This is a genomic window from Pseudomonas sp. 50_B (assembly GCF_017491625.1).
Taxonomy (GTDB): Bacteria; Pseudomonadota; Gammaproteobacteria; order Pseudomonadales; family Pseudomonadaceae; genus Aquipseudomonas; species Aquipseudomonas danubii.
The window spans coordinates 18,773-33,835 of sequence record NZ_JAFGYX010000029.1; the positions used below are offsets into that span (position 1 = coordinate 18,773).

14 protein-coding genes and 1 pseudogene are annotated in these 15,063 nt (G+C 61.2%); 5 read left to right on the forward strand and 10 right to left on the reverse strand.

The features are described 5' to 3' along the window. Nucleotides 1-6 precede the first annotated feature (6 nt). From J5M73_RS27820 to J5M73_RS27830, 3 genes are all read left to right on the forward strand, one after another. Nucleotides 7-474 carry an FAD/FMN-containing dehydrogenase gene (locus J5M73_RS27820; RefSeq protein WP_102865471.1) on the forward strand — a complete coding sequence of 156 codons (468 nt, stop codon included), beginning with the start codon at nucleotides 7-9 and terminating at the stop codon, nucleotides 472-474. After that, the gene (locus J5M73_RS27825; protein WP_102865472.1) at nucleotides 471-1,160 is read left to right on the forward strand and encodes an energy-coupling factor ABC transporter permease; all 690 of its coding nucleotides are present in this window, start codon (nucleotides 471-473) and stop codon (nucleotides 1,158-1,160) included. Before J5M73_RS27820 ends, J5M73_RS27825 begins: the two co-directional genes overlap by 4 nt. A 63-nt stretch (nucleotides 1,161-1,223) precedes the next feature. Continuing rightward, nucleotides 1,224-1,439 carry a hypothetical protein gene (locus tag J5M73_RS27830; protein WP_102865473.1) on the forward strand — a complete coding sequence of 72 codons (216 nt, stop codon included), beginning with the start codon at nucleotides 1,224-1,226 and terminating at the stop codon, nucleotides 1,437-1,439. Nucleotides 1,440-1,458: 19 nt separating this feature from the next. Here the strand turns inward: J5M73_RS27830 and yacG are convergent, their stop codons facing one another. From yacG to J5M73_RS27850, 4 genes are read right to left on the reverse strand one after another with little or no spacing between them, the layout of a single operon-like run. Continuing rightward, a complete protein-coding gene (yacG, locus tag J5M73_RS27835; protein WP_102865474.1) occupies nucleotides 1,459-1,662 on the reverse strand; it encodes a DNA gyrase inhibitor YacG in 204 nt (67 codons plus the stop codon). Then, on the reverse strand, nucleotides 1,659-2,282 hold the full coding sequence (gene coaE / locus J5M73_RS27840) for a dephospho-CoA kinase (protein ID WP_102865475.1): 624 nt from the start codon (nucleotides 2,280-2,282) through the stop codon (nucleotides 1,659-1,661). The genes yacG and coaE overlap by 4 nt, the downstream gene beginning before the upstream one ends. After that, nucleotides 2,279-3,151, reverse strand: coding sequence for an A24 family peptidase (locus tag J5M73_RS27845; RefSeq protein ID WP_102865476.1), 873 nt, complete (start codon nucleotides 3,149-3,151; stop codon nucleotides 2,279-2,281). The genes coaE and J5M73_RS27845 overlap by 4 nt, the downstream gene beginning before the upstream one ends. A 2-nt stretch (nucleotides 3,152-3,153) precedes the next feature. Continuing rightward, a complete protein-coding gene (locus J5M73_RS27850; protein ID WP_102865477.1) occupies nucleotides 3,154-4,371 on the reverse strand; it encodes a type II secretion system F family protein in 1,218 nt (405 codons plus the stop codon). A 225-nt stretch (nucleotides 4,372-4,596) separates the two neighbouring features. Here J5M73_RS27850 and J5M73_RS27855 point away from each other — a divergent pair, with 225 nt between their 5' ends. Together J5M73_RS27855 and J5M73_RS27860 are read left to right on the forward strand one after the other, a co-directional pair. Further along, complete coding sequence (locus tag J5M73_RS27855; RefSeq protein WP_102865478.1) at nucleotides 4,597-5,013, forward strand: pilin; 417 nt, start codon at nucleotides 4,597-4,599, stop codon at nucleotides 5,011-5,013. 239 nt (nucleotides 5,014-5,252) lie between these two features. Beyond that, nucleotides 5,253-5,609, forward strand: coding sequence for a BON domain-containing protein (locus tag J5M73_RS27860; protein WP_102865479.1), 357 nt, complete (start codon nucleotides 5,253-5,255; stop codon nucleotides 5,607-5,609). Nucleotides 5,610-5,793: 184 nt separating this feature from the next. Here J5M73_RS27860 and J5M73_RS27865 read toward each other — a convergent pair whose 3' ends face one another. The 6 genes and pseudogenes from J5M73_RS27865 to pgi all read right to left on the reverse strand — a co-directional run bounded on the left by J5M73_RS27865 (nucleotide 5,794) and on the right by pgi (nucleotide 14,771). Continuing rightward, nucleotides 5,794-8,712, reverse strand: coding sequence for a DUF748 domain-containing protein (locus J5M73_RS27865; RefSeq protein ID WP_102865480.1), 2,919 nt, complete (start codon nucleotides 8,710-8,712; stop codon nucleotides 5,794-5,796). Nucleotides 8,713-8,817: 105 nt separating this feature from the next. Further along, the gene (locus J5M73_RS27870) at nucleotides 8,818-9,834 is read right to left on the reverse strand and encodes a class I SAM-dependent methyltransferase (RefSeq protein WP_102865481.1); all 1,017 of its coding nucleotides are present in this window, start codon (nucleotides 9,832-9,834) and stop codon (nucleotides 8,818-8,820) included. 91 nt (nucleotides 9,835-9,925) lie between these two features. Beyond that, nucleotides 9,926-10,069 (reverse strand): annotated as a pseudogene (locus J5M73_RS27875) (beta-ketoacyl synthase N-terminal-like domain-containing protein); the annotation flags it as partial. Between the two features lie 53 nt (nucleotides 10,070-10,122). Further along, nucleotides 10,123-10,989 (reverse strand): oxygenase MpaB family protein, encoded by an 867-nt coding sequence (locus tag J5M73_RS27880; protein WP_102865482.1) that lies wholly within the window; start codon nucleotides 10,987-10,989, stop codon nucleotides 10,123-10,125. A gap of 51 nt (nucleotides 10,990-11,040) precedes the next feature. Continuing rightward, entirely contained in the window at nucleotides 11,041-12,978 is a 1,938-nt protein-coding gene (gene acs / locus J5M73_RS27885) for an acetate--CoA ligase (RefSeq protein ID WP_102865483.1), read from the reverse strand. Between the two features lie 128 nt (nucleotides 12,979-13,106). Next, nucleotides 13,107-14,771 (reverse strand): glucose-6-phosphate isomerase, encoded by a 1,665-nt coding sequence (gene pgi / locus J5M73_RS27890; protein WP_102865484.1) that lies wholly within the window; start codon nucleotides 14,769-14,771, stop codon nucleotides 13,107-13,109. Nucleotides 14,772-15,063 lie beyond the last annotated feature (292 nt).

Sequence of the window (15,063 nt, forward strand, 5' to 3'; positions counted from 1 at the left end):
TGTGCAGTGAAACGCTGGTCAATTCTGTTGCTGGGCCTGTTGCCCCTGTGGGCCCAGGCCCTTGAAATCGGTGAGCGTCTGGCACCCTGGACCTTGCTGGATCAGTTCGATCAAGCCTACAGCCTCGATTCACAGGCGCAGATCCTGCTGGTGGCGCGCGGTATGGACGCGGCCAAGGTGGTGAACGGGGCGCTCAAGGACAAGCCCAAGGATTATCTGCAGGCGCGTCACGGGGTGTTTGTCGCGGATATCCAGCGCATGCCGGCGCTGATCGCCAAGATGTTCGCAATTCCGGCCATGCGTGATTATCCCTACCGGGTGATGCTCGACCGCGAAGGGCGTGTGGCCTCTCGTTACCCTGCCGCCGAGGACAAGGTCTTGTGGCTGCAGTTGCAGGACGGCCAATTGGTGTCTCGGCAGGAATTCACCACCGTCGAGCAACTGAAGACTGCGCTGGAGAAAGCCCGGCCATGATCAGCGCGGCGCTGCTGTCACCGGCAAGCCTGAGTATCGGCTGGCTGCTGTATGTGCCGGTTCTGATCTGGGCGGTGTGGCGGGCGCCCTGGGTCGAGCTGTTCACCGACAGTCGCCGTCAGCATCTACTGTTCGGAACGGTGTTTGCGTTGTTTCTGCTGTGGTTGGTGCGCCGGGATTTCGATACTGGAGTGTCTTATCACTTCATCGGCATGACGGCGGTGACCTTACTGCTGGATTGGCCACTGGCGATTGTCGGTGGCCTGATTGCGCAGCTGGGCTTGCTGGCACTGGGGCGGCAGGAACTGGCGGCAATGGGGGTCAATGGCGCCTTGCTGATCCTGTTGCCGGTGGCGGTAACCGAGGCCTGTGCCGGTCTGGTGGAGCGGGCTCAACCGCGCAATCCCTTCGTCTATATCTTCTGCTCCGGATTCTTCGCCGCGGCCCTGTCGGCGCTGTTGTGCCTGCTTTGTGGCCTGGGGCTCTTGTGGCTTGATGGGCGTTTCGCCATGCCCGAATGGCTGGAGGATTTTGTCGGCTACCTGTGGCTGATCATCTTTCCCGAGGCATTTATCAACGGCATGGTGATCAGCGCCCTGGTGGTGTTCTGCCCGGAATGGCTGGAAACCTTCAATCGCACCCGCTACCTCAGTGCGCCCTGGAAGGATGAGGACCCGCGCCCTTGATCCATATCAACTCCGAGCCTGGGGCCGCGCTGCATGCTCGGCAAAAATCTCAGGAGTGCGGTCATGAGCGTCTATCAGTGGGCCCGGCAAGAAGTGCGCGACAGTCTGCACAGTGCCCAGCAGGAAGGTTTTGAACCGGGTTTGAGCCTGCGGGCGCTGCTCAGCGCGGTGGTGCAGCAGAGCAAGGGCGTACGTAGCATCGAGGATCTGGCTGACGAGTTGCAGTTCCTCGCGGAGAACCTCGACGACGATCAGGACTACAGCTTCATGCGGCCCTGATCAGCGTCGGTTCGAGCATTCAGTGAGCGCGGGGCGGCAGTTCCTCCGAGAACAGTTCGTCCTCGGCATCCGGGCTCACTGGAATCTTGTGTTCCTCGGCGGCCCAGGCCCCCAGGTCGATCAATTTGCAACGGTCGGAACAGAACGGCCGGTTGGTGTTGGTCGCGGTCCATTCCACGGGGGCGCCACAGGTTGGGCATTCGACGGTCAGGGGTTGGCTCATGACTGGCCTCCACGCAAAGTTAGGTAAAAGTGATGCAGGCGTTCGACTTCGCTGCGCAACCAGGCGTGATCGCGGTCGTTGACCAGCACATCGTCGGCGTGACGCAGGCGCTCCTCGCGGCTGGCCTGGGCCTGGAGAATCGCCTGGACCTGCTGTTCGCTGATCTGGTCGCGCTGCAAGGTGCGTTCGATCTGCAATTGTTGCGGCACATCGATCACCAGAATCCGTTGGGTCATCCGGAACTGGCCTGACTCGATCAGCAGTGGCGACACCAGGATCGCGTAAGGCGATTCGGCACGGGCCAGATGGCTGACGATCTCCTCGGCAATCAGCGGGTGCAATAGCGCCTCCAGCCAGCGACGCTGTTCGGGGACTTCGAAGATCAACTTGCGCAGTGCCGCGCGATCCAGTTGGCCGTCGGCCTGCAGCACGCTGTCACCAAAGTGCTGGGCAATCTGTTCCAAGGCCGGGCGGCCCGGTTCCACCACCCAGCGAGCGGCGTGATCGGCATCGATCACATGCACTCCCAGGTCGATGAAGTGCTGGGCGGCAGCGCTTTTGCCGCTGCCGATGCCGCCGGTGAGGCCGAGGGTCCAGGGTGTGTTTACGGAGCGAGTCATTGGAAACCGACAAACTGCAAATAGAAGTCGGTCATTTGACCACCCCAGAGCAAGGCAATCCAGCCGGCAATGGCCAGAAAGGGGCCGAAGGGGATGGGCGTCGAGGTCTTGGCCCGGTTCAGGCGCAGCATGACAGTGCCGAGAATCGCTCCCACCAGAGAGGACAGGAGCAAGGTCAGCGGCAGGATTTGCCAGCCGCCCCAGGCGCCAAGCATCGCTAGCAGCTTGAAGTCGCCGTGGCCCATGCCGTCCTTGCCGGTCAGCAATTTGAACAGCCAGAACACTGACCACAGGCACAGATAGCCGAGTACCGCGCCCCACAGGGCGTCCTCCAGGCTCACCAGTACCTCGAAGCTGTTGGCGATCAGTCCCAGCCACAGCAGTGGCAACACCAGCACGTCTGGCAGTAGTTGGTGATCGGCATCGATCAGGCTCATGGCCAGTAACCCCCAACTGAGGATCAGCAGCAGGCCCGCGGGCCAGCCAAAACCGAAGTGCCAGGCGACGTACGCCGAGGTCAGCCCGCAAGCCAGTTCGGTTAGTGGGTATCGCCGGCTGATGGCGGTCCTGCAGTGGGCGCAACGACCCCGCAGCCACAGATAGCTGAGCAGGGGAATGTTTTGCCAGGGGCGGATCGGTTGTGCGCAGTGGGGGCATTGGGAGTGGGGCAGCAGCAGGTTGTAGGGCGCCGCCACAGGCTCCGGGGGCAGTCCCAGCACTTCGTGGGCTTGAGCCCGCCAATCGCGTTCAAGCATTTTCGGCAGGCGCCACACCAGCACGTTCAGAAAACTGCCTACGAGCAGCCCCAGTACCAGGGCCGCAGTCACGAAGGCCAGGGGGTAAAGGGTCATGGCTTCAGTCAAGGACATGTTCAGATCGCTGTGCCGAGTTGAAAGATGGGCAGGTACATGGCAACCACCAGGGCGCCGACGATACTGCCCAGGATGACCATGATCAACGGCTCCATGAGGCTGGTCAGGCTGTCGACCAGGTGGTCCACCTCGACCTCATAATGTGCTGCGACTTTTTCCAGCAGATGATCCAGCATTCCGGATTCTTCACCGATGGCGGTCATCTGGATCGCCATAGTAGGGAAGACGCCGCTGGCGCGCATGGCAAAGTTCAGTTGCATGCCACTGGCCACTTGTTGGCGGATGCGTTCCACTGCTTGCCTGAAGACCTTGTTGCCGCTGGCTCCGGCCACTGAATCCAGGGCCTGGACCAGAGGCACGCCAGCCGCGAAGGTGGTGGCCAGCGTACGGGCGTAGCGGGCCACTGCGGCCTTGTACAGCAGCGGGCCGGCCAAGGGCAGGCGTAGCAGTCCCTGATCCACACGGTCCCGCAGGCGCTCCGAGCGCCGATAAACCTGCCTGATCCCTACTCCCATCAGCAGGCCGGCGCTGAGCAACCATCCGCCGTGGTTCTGGATGACATGGGAAAGGGTGATGACCCATTGGGTCAGTAGCGGCAATTGGGCGTCGAACCCGGCGAACAGGCTCTGGAATTGGGGAACCACCTTGATCAGCAGGATGCTGCTGACCAGGACGGCCACGCCGATCACCGCCACGGGATAGACCATGGCCTTTTTTACCCGGGCCTTGAGGTTCTCGCTTTTTTCCCTATGGGTGGCGACCCGTTCCAGCAGGGTATCCAGGGCGCCGGACTGTTCGCCGGCCTCCACCAGATTGCAGTACAGCTCGTCAAAGTGGCGCGGATGTCGGCGCAGCGCTGTGGCCAGGCTTGAGCCAGCCTCGATGTCGCGTTTGAGGCTGGCCAGCAGTTGGCGCATCGGCGGTTGGACGAAGCTCTCGGCAATGATTTCGAAGGCTTGCAGCAGTGGCACTCCGGCCTGCATCAGGGTTGCCAGTTGCCGGGTGAACAGGGCGATCTCCCGTGCCTTGATCCGTTGGCCCGATCGGAGCCAGGCCCTGGGCTTGCGGCGTACCCGGGTTGGAGTGATGCCTTGCCTGCGCAGCTGAGCTCGGATCAGCGCCGGGTTTGCAGCGCTCAGCTCGCCGGCCAACTTGTGGCCCTGGCCGTCGGTGCCTTGCCAGAGATAGACGCTGGCCACAGGTGCTTTTACCGCCATGGTTCAATCCTTGATGCAGGGGTGAGCTTCTTGAAGCCTAGCCGCCGGGTACCTGACGCATAGGGGCGCTAGATGACGAAATTTGTCAGTTTGTGCAACTCCTCGTACTCAAGGTCATGGGCTATCAGTGCTGCAGGCCTTGAATTCCGTGGGGTTGAGCTTGGCACAGGGCATGCTTCTAGCCTTGCTGATTACCCACGGAGCATTCTTGCCAGGAGGCAACTCATGAAACATCAATCCGCTTTTACCCTGATCGAATTGCTGGTGGTGGTGGCCATCATCGGCATTCTCGCCACAGTGGCGATGCCGCTGTATTCCAAGTACCAGGTGCGGGCCAAGATGATGGCCGCGTTGGCCGAGGCGTCAGCGCTGAAGGTCAATATCGAGGACCTGCTTAATCAGGGAATCGACCCAACTCTGGCCCTCGCCGGTGGCACGCCCTTGACGTTGAACTGCCGAATGAGCGCCGAGGGCACTGCCGCCACCGGTGAAGGCAGTATCGGCTGTACCCTCCTCAATGCTCCGGGGGCAGTGTTGAACAAGACTCTGGTACTCAGCCGTTCGCCATCTTCGGGATGGACGTGCAACACCACAGTGGAGGCCGACTATGCGCCCAAGGGCTGTGCCGCGCACGACACCTGAGTCCTGGCAGGCTGTTGGGTGTGGGCTTGATGAACTGCGTCGAAAAAAGCCGCAACTTGCATGCAGATTGTTGTGTGGTCATGCATTTTGCATGATGCTGATTCTTCGACTTATCTGTAACTTATTGTTTTTTATGGGGTTTTTATGTGGTCTGGACTTGGCACAGCACCTGCAATATCCCTCATAACCCTGTTGCCAGGACACGGCGCAGGCTTTCTAAAAGAACAGGAGTTACTCGTATGAAGAAGTTCGCTATCGCTGCTGCAACTGCTACCGCTCTGACCCTGACCATGTCCAACGCAGCATTTGCGCAGACCACTCAAAGCACCCAGTCGCCTATGGTCGTGGCTGCCGGTGAAGTGACCAAGGCCAAAGAGGCCACCTCCGATACCTGGATCACCACCAAAGTGAAAAGCGATCTGGTAACCGAGAAAGGCATTCCTGGCACTGACATCAAGGTTGAAACCAACAAGGGCGTCGTCTCGCTGTCGTCCACTGTTGCCATTACCGAGGCGCAGAAAGCCACAGCAGTGGCAATCACCAAGAAAATCAAGGGCGTTCAAGCGGTCTCTGCCGACGGCCTGAAAGCCGAGTAAGACTCCAAGCTTCTCGCCTGGACAGGGAGAGGGCGCGGTAGACGAGCCAAGCGATACGTCTGCCGCTGCTTTCAAAGGTTCATGCGGAAGATCACAAGGATGTGATCATTACAGGCCCCGGCACTTTGTGTCGGGGCCTGTTCTATTGGGCGGGAATTGGCGCTGCTTGAGGCCGGCGCGGGCCTTACTCGCTGTCCAGGTGCAGCGGAGTGATCACCTTGCCGTCGCTTTCGGCCTGGCCGAGGTTGGCATCGATGAAGTAGACCCGGTCATCGGCCAGTTGGCCCTTGTCCACCAGGAAGTCCTTGATGCTGCTGGCCCGTTCCTGGCCCAGTTGGCGCAGCAACACGTCACTGCCGCTCCAGAACTTGATCAGCCCCTCACGCAGTTTGGCACTGCGCTCGTCGCGGCTGAGCTGGGTCCATTCGGCCGGAGGTTGCTGTTTCAGGCGGGTGCGGTAAATGCCTTCCAGCAATGGCGCTTTCTCGCCCTCGGGAACCTGCAGCAAGGACGCCTGGGCCGGCACCTTGTCGCCGCGCCGTTGCAGGATCTTGTAGTAGTTGTACTGGTACTCGCGCTCCAGACGCTGTTCGGCGATCAGCGGACCATCGCTGCTCTGGGCGCTGGTGCCTTCGATCTCCAGGCGCAAGGTCGGACGCTCCTTGAGGGCCTTGGCCAGGGTGGTGAGGGCTGACTCGGACTCTTTGCTCAGTTCGCTGGAGCCAGGCGCGAAAGACACACTGCTCAGGTCTTCAGAGTCGCCGCCGGTGACCAGGCCGCCAATGAACTTGAAGGGGGCCTGGGCTGCTCGCAGCACCAGGTTGCGCAGGGTCTGCCAGACGATTGGCATCACGCTGAACTGTGGGTTGTTGAGGTCGCCGGAAATTGGCAACTCGATGGAAATCTTGCCGTCGGTGTCTTTCAGCAGGGCCACGGCCAGGCGAATTGGCAGGTCTACGGCGTCTGGGCTGTCGACCTTTTCACCCAGTTGCAGTTGTTCGACCACCAGTTTGTTCTCGGCCTTGAGCTGGCCCTTGGTGATCATGTAGTGCAAGTCGAGGTTGAGTCGGCCCTTGCGAATACGAAAACCGGCAAATTTTCCGGAATAGGGCGTCAGGGTGGTCAACTCCACTCGCTTGAAGCTGGTGGCGATATCCAGTGCGGCCATTGGATCGAAGGGGTTGACGCTGCCCTTGATGGTCACTGGAGCGTAGCGGTCGACCTTGCCCTTGACGTCGACTTCCGCCGGCTTGGCCTGGCGGCTGTCGATGGTGCCGATATGCCCGTTGAGTTGCTGGACTGCCGTGGCGAAGTTTGGTGTCAGGCTCAGGTCGGCGAAGTTGGCCGAACCATCGTTGATGGCGATTTTACCAATGTGAATACCCAGTGGCTTGCTGGAACTTGGGGCGGGCTTGCCCGAGGATTTGCTGCTGCCGCCTGCAGGTTGTGGAATCAGCAGGTCGTCGATATTGGTGGTGCGGTCATCGTTGATGATGAAGCGCGCATAAGGCTGCATCAGGTTGACCTGGCTGATGGTCAGGCTGTCACCGTGCTGATAGTTCAGGCCCTCCACCACCACTTGTTTCCACTTCACGAAGTCGCGGGTCTTGAGGGTGTCCAGGGTGTGCAACTGATCCACTTCGGCCCGGCCGGTGATGCTGAAGGTCAACGGTTCGACTTTCTTCAGGTCCACTGCCAGGTCGCTGCCGAGCATGCCGCTGCGCAGTTCCAGGCGAATGAACGGGCTGATGTAAGACTGGGCGACCCGCAGGTCGATGTCCTTGGTCTGCACCTTGAGCTTGGCGGTGATGGGGTTGAGATTGACTTCGCCGGTGGCGCTGACCTTGCCTTGTTTACCCAGGCCGGTATCGAGCTTTAGGGTGAAAGGCGACTGGTTGAGGCTGTCGAAGTTTTTCAGATCCAGGTTCAGCGGGCCAACATCCAGCGCCACGGCCGGTTTGGCTTGGCGGTCGGCCAGGTGCACCTGATAGTTGCGCAGTTCCACATCCTTGAGCAGTACCTGCCAGGGCTTGCTGGGGACTGCGGGTTCCTTGGGGGTATCGGCTGTGGCTGGCTGAGGCTTGGCTGCCGGCTTGGCGGGTTGGCTGGCGAAGAGCTTTTGCCAGTCCAGTTGGCCATCGGCTTCAAGGGCGGCCCAGGTCTCCAGTTTCTGGCTGCGGATCTTGCCGACTATGACGTGCTGCTTGGCCAGGTCCACCGTCGCTTCGCTGATGTCCAGGCGCTCCAGGCGCGCTAGCGGGCGACCGTCCGGGGCTTTGATGGCGAATGGCGCAACGCTGATGGAGGTGTTGTCCAGCAGCAGTTCGGTTTCCTTGGTCAGGCTGAATTTATAGTGGGTGCTGAGGTTGACCACGCCGTCTTCCAGCACCAGCGGCACGGCGTCACGTACATAGGGCCACCAGGCTTTCATCTTGCCGTCGGTGACTTTCAAGGTGCCTTCGGAAGCCAGCGGGGTCACGCTGAAGTTGCCGCTCCAGTCGATCTGTCCACCTTCCGGGCCGGTGGCCATCAGGGTCATGTCGGCGCTGTCATCCGGCAGGGTGCTGAGGTTCTTCAGTTCAAAGTCGAGCTTGTTGTAGAGAAACTCGATGGGCTCGCTGGGGCGCAGGTCCTTGAAGTGCAGATAGCCGCCCGCCAGCTTGATGCGTTCAATGCGAACGGGAAATGGCTTGGCGTCGGGATCGCTCGGGGTCGGTTCGCTGGCAGGCAGCTTGAACAGGGCCAGGAGGTTGAGCTTGCCTTCCTTGTCGAAGAGGATCTCGGTCTTGGGCTGGTCCAGTTCGATGTCCGCCAGATGCAGAGCGCGTTTCCACAGACTGTCCAATTGCAGATTGGCGTAGAGGCGCTGGAAGGCAATCTGTTCCTTGCCCGGTTCGCCGACGCTCAGGCCCCAGAGGGTCAGTTCCAGGCTGAAGGGGTTGAGTTCGATACGCTGGATATGGGCCGGGGTCGTGGCGTAGTTGGCCAGTTGCTGGTTGGCCACCCGCAAGGCGATGCCCGGCAAAATCAGAAAGCCCAGCAGACTGTAAAGGGCGAGAGCGGTCAACAAGGCGCAGAGAGCGCGAATCAATCCTTTGGTCATGCGAGGCTTCATCTATCTGGATCGGAAGTGCCTTGGAGTATGGCACGCGTTTACGGTTCCGAAACCATCGCAGTCTTCAGGATTGTTCAGATTTTTTGCCCCTGATCAAAGTTGCAGGATCAGTGTTTTCAGCGGCGGTTGTCCGTCCTGGGAAGGGAAGTCCGCAGCAGGGGCAAGGACCTGGCAATCGCGTACTGGCCGCCCGGCTTTCTCGGCGCAGCGCAGCACTTGTTCTCGCCAGTCCTGCAACGACACCTTGGCCAGGTTGTTACAGCAGATCAGCACACCCTCTTCGGCAGTGGCCAGCAGCGCCGGCTTCAGCAGGCTCTGATAATCGCGCAGCAGGTCGACGGTGCCGAAGGCACTCTTGGCCCAGGCCGGAGGGTCCAGCAAGACCAGATCGTATTGGCGTTGTTCAAGACGCGGATAGCTGGGGAGCTTCTGTCCACGTCGCTGACTGATGGGCAGGCCCGCCAGTTGGCGGATTGCTGGGAAGTAGTCCGACTGCACGAACTGCATGCCGGGTAGCTGCGGGTTGAGCTGGCCGTTTTCCCGGCCTACCGTCAGGTTGCCTTCGGCGAAGTCCAGGTTGAGGACCTCCCGGGCGCCTCCGGCCGCAGCGCAGAGGCCGACACCGCAGGTATAGGCGAAGAGATTGAGCACGCTTTTCCCGGCGCTGTGCTGCTTGACCCAGCCGCGAGCGTTGCGCAGATCGAGAAACAGCAACGGGTCCTGCCCGGCATGACGGCCACGGACACGATAATTCAACCCCCATTCATGGCCGACCAGATCCTCCAGGGCACTGTCGTCGGCGCGGTATACCGAGTCTTCACGGTCGATACGCGAGTTGCCGCGGGAGCGATCGTTGTAGACCAGCAGGGTCGACAGGTTCAGCTGTTGATTGATGGTCTCGTGCAATTGCAGCAGGGCATCGCGTTCCAGCGTTTGGTGAAAGCTCTGTACCAGCAACTGCGGCCCATAACGGTCGACGGTCAGGCCACCGGCGCCTTCCTGGCTGCCGTGGAACAGGCGATAGCAGTCGGTGCCTTGCTGGTGCAGTTCGGCGAGCAGGTCTTGACGGTGATCGAGGGCGGCGCGCAGCGCCTGATTCAAGGAAGACATGCAGGGCGCCTTGGAGAAGAGGAATAAGGCGCCGCAGTTTACCAGCCTCCTGCCCGTTGTAGGAGCCAAGTGCTGGCGAAGGCGATCTCTCGGACTCTATGGCCAATGCCACGCCCTGGCCGCCGCTGATGATCACTTTGGCATCGCCGCAGCCAATGGCCTGGGCGCTCAAGTGCAAGGCCTTGAGGGCAGAGCCGCAGACTTTGTTCAGGGTCATGTTGGGTACGGCGTGGGGCTGGTCGGCCAATTGCGAACTGTCCGGGCGTGTTGTGCATGAGCGGTCTTCTTCTACAGACCCATGCGTCGTTTCGCTCGATGCACCGAACTGTCCCGCACCGCCCAGCGCAGCATCGGCGTACTGCGTTTGACGCTGGCTCGAATCAGTTGGCGTTGCAGCGGGGTCTGATTGACGTCAAGCATGGAGCTGGCCCAGTCCGGCAGCAGGTCGATACCGGCCTGCATCATCAATGAGCCAAAAGGTTTGGCCAGGCGACTGGGAGCTGGAGCCGCCTGTAGCAGGCGCAGAACCTCGCGACTGCGATCGTCGCACAGCAGTTGCGGACGCATGGCCTGCAGGTAGTCGGCCACCGCCCGCCGCGAGCGGGGCACATCCCGGGCGCCGAGACGTTCGGCGATCAGCGCGATCTCGTTGTAGTAGCGGTCCTGGTCTGCCCCTGACAGGCGAGGGTTGAGGTAACGCAGGTGGGCGGCGAGAAAGTTGCTGACTTCCGCCACATGCACCCAGGTCAGCAGGTCTGGATCGCTGGCGGCGTAAGGACGGCCGTCAGGAGCGGTGCCCACGATATGCAGGTGAATAGTACGTACTTTTTCGATCAGCCATTCGGCGTCCTGACGGGAGCCGAAGGTGGTGCCGGAAATGAACTGGCCGGTGCGGCGCAGGCGGCCGATCATGTCCTGGCGAAAGTTCGAGTGGTCCCAGACCCCGGCCAGGGCCAGGGGGTGCAGGGCTTGCATCAGCAAGGCACTGATGCCGCCGATCAGCATGCTGCTGAAATCGGCGTGTACCTGCCAACTGACCGAGCCCGGCCCGAACAGGCCGGGGTCGCCCTTGGGATGCTCCAGGTCGAGTTGCCCCAGGGAGAGGCCAGACAAGCTCATGACTTGGCTTTCGATACGGCTGCGAATGAATTCCATGACAGCTCGGTGCGGGTAGTGAAAAAAGGCGCGGCCGTGGCCGCGCCGGTTTCAAGCGTTCAGGCGCTTGTCGATCAGGCCTTCCACCACACTGGGGTCCGCCAGGGTCGAGGTATCCCCCAAGGTCTCCAGTTCGTTGCAGGCGATCTTGCGCAGGATACGCCGCATGATCTTGCCCGAGCGAGTTTTCGGCAGGGCCGGGGCCCACTGAATCAGCTCCGGTTTGGCAAAGCTGCCGATTTCACGGCTGACCAGGGCCAGCAGTTGCCTTTTCAGTTCCTCGTCGGGTTCGATGCCTTGCATGGGCGTGACAAAGGCATAGATCCCCTGGCCCTTGAGGTCGTGGGGGTAACCGACCACGGCGGCCTCGGCGATGTCGTCGTGAAGCACCAGGGCGCTTTCCACTTCGGCGGTGCCGATGCGGTGCCCGGAGACGTTGATCACGTCGTCGATGCGTCCGGTGATCCAATAGCTGCCGTCCTCGTCCCGGCGCGCGCCGTCACCGGTGAAGTAGTAGCCGGGGTAAGGCGCGAAGTAGGTTTCGATCATGCGCTTGGGATCGCCGTAGACGCTGCGTATCTGTGCCGGCCAACTGGCCTTGATCGCCAGGATGCCGCTGCCGGCACCTTGGATTTCCTTGCCCTGGTCGTCCAGCAACACGGGTTGTACACCGAACATCGGCGTCGAGGCGCAGCCGGGTTTGACCTGTCGGGCGCTGACCAGGGGGCTGAGCATGATGCCGCCGGTCTCGGTCTGCCACCAGGTATCGACAATCGGGCAGCGCTGCTCGCCCACGACATTGAAATACCACTCCCAGGCTTCCGGGTTGATCGGTTCGCCAACACTGCCCAGGAGCCGCAGGCTGCTGCGGGAGGTGCGTTGCACGGGGTCGTTGCCTTCGCGCATCAGGGCCCGCAGGGCGGTAGGGGCGGTGTAGAAGATGTTCACCTGGTGCTTGTCCACCACCTCCCAGAAACGCGAGGTGCTGGGGTAGTTGGGCACGCCTTCGAAGATCAGCGTGGTGGCACCGTTGGCCAAGGGGCCGTAGAGGATATAGCTGTGGCCGGTGACCCAGCCGACGTCGGCGGTGCACCAGAAGACCTCGCCGTCGCGGTAGTCCAGTACGTACTTGAAGGTCATGGCGGCCTGTAGCAGGTAGCCGCCGGTGGTATGCAGAACGCCTTTGGGTTTGCCGGTGCTGCCGGAGGTATAGAGGATGAACAGCGGGTCTTCGGCGTCCATCGGCTCGGGGGCGCACTGGTCGCTGGCCGCGGCTACGGCCTGCTGGTAGTGAATGTCGCGGCCCTCCACCCAGTTCACCGGGTGAAGGGTGCGCTCGACCACCACCACGCTGCTGACGTCCGGGCAACTGAGCAGGGCCTTGTCGACGTTGCTCTTGAGGGGAATCTGTTTGCCGCCGCGCACGCCTTCGTCGGCGGTGATCAGGGTGCGGCAGTCGGCGTTGAGAATCCGGTCGCGCAGGGCCTCCGGGGAGAAGCCGCCGAACACCACCGAATGCACGGCACCGATCCGGGTGCAGGCGAGCATGGCGTAGGCCACTTCGGGAATCATCGGCATGTAGATGCACACCCGGTCGCCTTTTTTCACGCCACGGCTTTTCAGCACGTTGGCCAGGCGGCAGACATGCCCGTGAAGTTCTTTGTAGGTGATGCGCTGTGAGTCGGCGGGGTTATCGCCTTCCCAGATGATGGCTGCCTGATCGCCGCGTTTTTCCAGATGACGATCAATGCAGTTGTAGCTGACGTTGAGTTGGCCGCCACGGAACCAACTGGCCTCGCCAGTGCGCATGTCGTGGCTGTGCACGCTGTCCCAGGGGCTGCTCCAGTGCAGGAAACGCTTGGCCTGCTCGGCCCAGAACACATCTGGCTGCTCAATGGATTGGCGGTAGAGGTGGTGGTAGTCGTCCTGACTCATTTGCGCCGCCCGGCGGACGGCATCGGCTTTCGGAAAAGTGCTGATATCGAACATGACGGTTCCTTATTCTTGTTTTGCGACAAGCCATAAGGGTGCGCACAAGTGTCAGGAAGGTTCAAGGGGGTGAGGGCCGGGGCCCGGACGGGAGCCGGCGTGGCGGCTCCCGGGACAGAGAAGGTTGATCAGCCGCGGTGACGGCCGCGGAAGTAGTTGATCAGGCCTTGGGTCGAAGCATCGTCGGCCAGGGTTTCGTCGCTACCGACCAGACGGTTGTAGACGCCTTTGCCCAGTTCCTTGCCCAGCTCCACGCCCCACTGGTCGAAGGCGTTGATACCCCAGACCACGCTTTGCACGAAGACCTTGTGTTCGTACAGCGCTACCAGGGCGCCCAGGCGCCGCGGGCTGATGCGCTCCACCACCAGGGTGTTGCTCGGACGGTTGCCGGGAATCACCTTGTGCGGCGCGAGTTTTGCCACATCGGCTTCGCTCAGGCCTTTCTCGCGCAGTTCGCTCTCGGCTTCGGCGCGGGTCTTGCCCAGCATCAGCGCCTGGCTCTGGGACAGGCAGTTGGCGTACAGCCACTGGTGGTGGTCAGCCACCGGGTTGAAGCTAACGATCGGCACGATGAAGTCGGCCGGAATCAGCTGGGTGCCCTGGTGCAGCAACTGGTGATAGGCGTGCTGACCGTTGCAGCCTACGCCGCCCCAGATCACCGGGCCGGTATCGGTGGCCACCGGGGTACCGTCCTGGCGCACGCTCTTGCCGTTGGATTCCATGTCCAACTGCTGCAAGTGCTTGGTGATGTTGCGCAGGTAGTGATCGTACGGCAGGATCGCGTGACTTTGCGCTCCCCAGAAGTTGCCGTACCACACTCCCAGCAAGGCCAGCAGTACCGGCATGTTCTGCTCGAACGGTGCGCTTTGGAAGTGCTGGTCCATGGTGTAGGCACCGGACAGCAGTTCCTTGAAGTTGGACATGCCGATGGCCAGTGCGATCGGCAAGCCGATGGCGGACCACAGCGAGTAGCGTCCACCGACCCAGTCCCACATTGGGAAGATGTTCTCTTCACGAATGCCGAAGGCCACGGCGGCCGCATTGTTGCTCGATACGGCGATGAAGTGGCGGTGCAATTCGGCTTCGGAGCCGCCCTGGGCCAGGTACCAGGCTCGCGCCGCCTGAGCGTTCTTCAGGGTTTCGAGGGTGTTGAATGACTTTGAAGAAACGATGAATAGCGTGGTTTCTGCACGGATTTTCGCCGAAAGCTCATGGAACTCGCTACCGTCGATATTGGCCAGGTAGTGACAGCGCACGCCTTTCTGGGCATAGGACAACAGCGCCTCGGACACCAGCTCCGGGCCGAGGAACGACCCACCGATACCGATGTTGACCACGTCGGTGATGGGTTTCTCGGTGTAGCCGCGCCACAGGCCGTCGTGGATGCGCCCGACCAGCTCGGTGATCTGGTTCAGTACCTTGTGTACTTCCGGCATCACGTTGACGCCATTGACCGACAGCTTGTCGCCCACTGGACGGCGTAGTGCAGTGTGCAGCGCCGGACGGCCTTCGGAGGCGTTGACCAGCTCACCGGTCACCATGGACTTGATGGCATCGGCCAGACCGACTTCCTTGGCCAGATTCACCAGCAGATCGCGGGTCTGGCTGGTGATCAGGTTTTTCGAGTAGTCGAGAAACAGTCCGCAGCTGCTCAGGGTAAATTGGTTGAAGCGCTGTGGATCGGTATTGAACGCCTCGCGCATGCTGAAATCCTGCATGGCTTGGCGGTGGTCTTTCAACGCTTGCCAGGCGGGCAGAGCGGTAACGTCGTGAGGAGTGCGGTAGTACGCCATCGCTGCGGTTTTCCTTTTGCTTGAACTGCCTTTTTGGACACTGAGAAGCCCGGAACGTCCTGCGCGGTCTCAAGGACCTCGTTCCTTCAGTCCTGTGCTGATTCGATTAATCACCCAGGGCGATAACAGTAACTCCAGCGTGCTGTTCTGTCTTGGCTTTGTGCGCCTTGTGGCCGGTACTATTTTGTACTGGCGGGGCCAATCAGGGCTGCATGGGGGCTTTCAGCGGGAATAAACGGGGTTGGAATCGGCTGGCTTCAACGGGGACCCCATGGTTTCGTGGCTCCGCTCG

Excerpts from the sequence above, each read along its gene's own strand:
- J5M73_RS27870 (WP_102865481.1), bottom strand. The coding sequence starts at position 9,834 with ATGTCTTCCTTGAATCAGGCGCTGCGCGCCGCCCTCGATCACCGTCAA.
- J5M73_RS27850 (WP_102865477.1), bottom strand. The coding sequence starts at position 4,371 with ATGGCGGTAAAAGCACCTGTGGCCAGCGTCTATCTCTGGCAAGGCACC.
- J5M73_RS27845 (WP_102865476.1), bottom strand. The coding sequence starts at position 3,151 with ATGTCCTTGACTGAAGCCATGACCCTTTACCCCCTGGCCTTCGTGACT.
- acs (WP_102865483.1), bottom strand. The coding sequence starts at position 12,978 with ATGTTCGATATCAGCACTTTTCCGAAAGCCGATGCCGTCCGCCGGGCG.
- J5M73_RS27865 (WP_102865480.1), bottom strand. The coding sequence starts at position 8,712 with ATGACCAAAGGATTGATTCGCGCTCTCTGCGCCTTGTTGACCGCTCTC.
- J5M73_RS27830 (WP_102865473.1), top strand. The coding sequence starts at position 1,224 with ATGAGCGTCTATCAGTGGGCCCGGCAAGAAGTGCGCGACAGTCTGCAC.
- coaE (WP_102865475.1), bottom strand. The coding sequence starts at position 2,282 with ATGACTCGCTCCGTAAACACACCCTGGACCCTCGGCCTCACCGGCGGC.
- pgi (WP_102865484.1), bottom strand. The coding sequence starts at position 14,771 with ATGGCGTACTACCGCACTCCTCACGACGTTACCGCTCTGCCCGCCTGG.
- yacG (WP_102865474.1), bottom strand. The coding sequence starts at position 1,662 with ATGAGCCAACCCCTGACCGTCGAATGCCCAACCTGTGGCGCCCCCGTG.
- J5M73_RS27825 (WP_102865472.1), top strand. The coding sequence starts at position 471 with ATGATCAGCGCGGCGCTGCTGTCACCGGCAAGCCTGAGTATCGGCTGG.
- J5M73_RS27880 (WP_102865482.1), bottom strand. The coding sequence starts at position 10,989 with ATGGAATTCATTCGCAGCCGTATCGAAAGCCAAGTCATGAGCTTGTCT.
- J5M73_RS27855 (WP_102865478.1), top strand. The coding sequence starts at position 4,597 with ATGAAACATCAATCCGCTTTTACCCTGATCGAATTGCTGGTGGTGGTG.
- J5M73_RS27860 (WP_102865479.1), top strand. The coding sequence starts at position 5,253 with ATGAAGAAGTTCGCTATCGCTGCTGCAACTGCTACCGCTCTGACCCTG.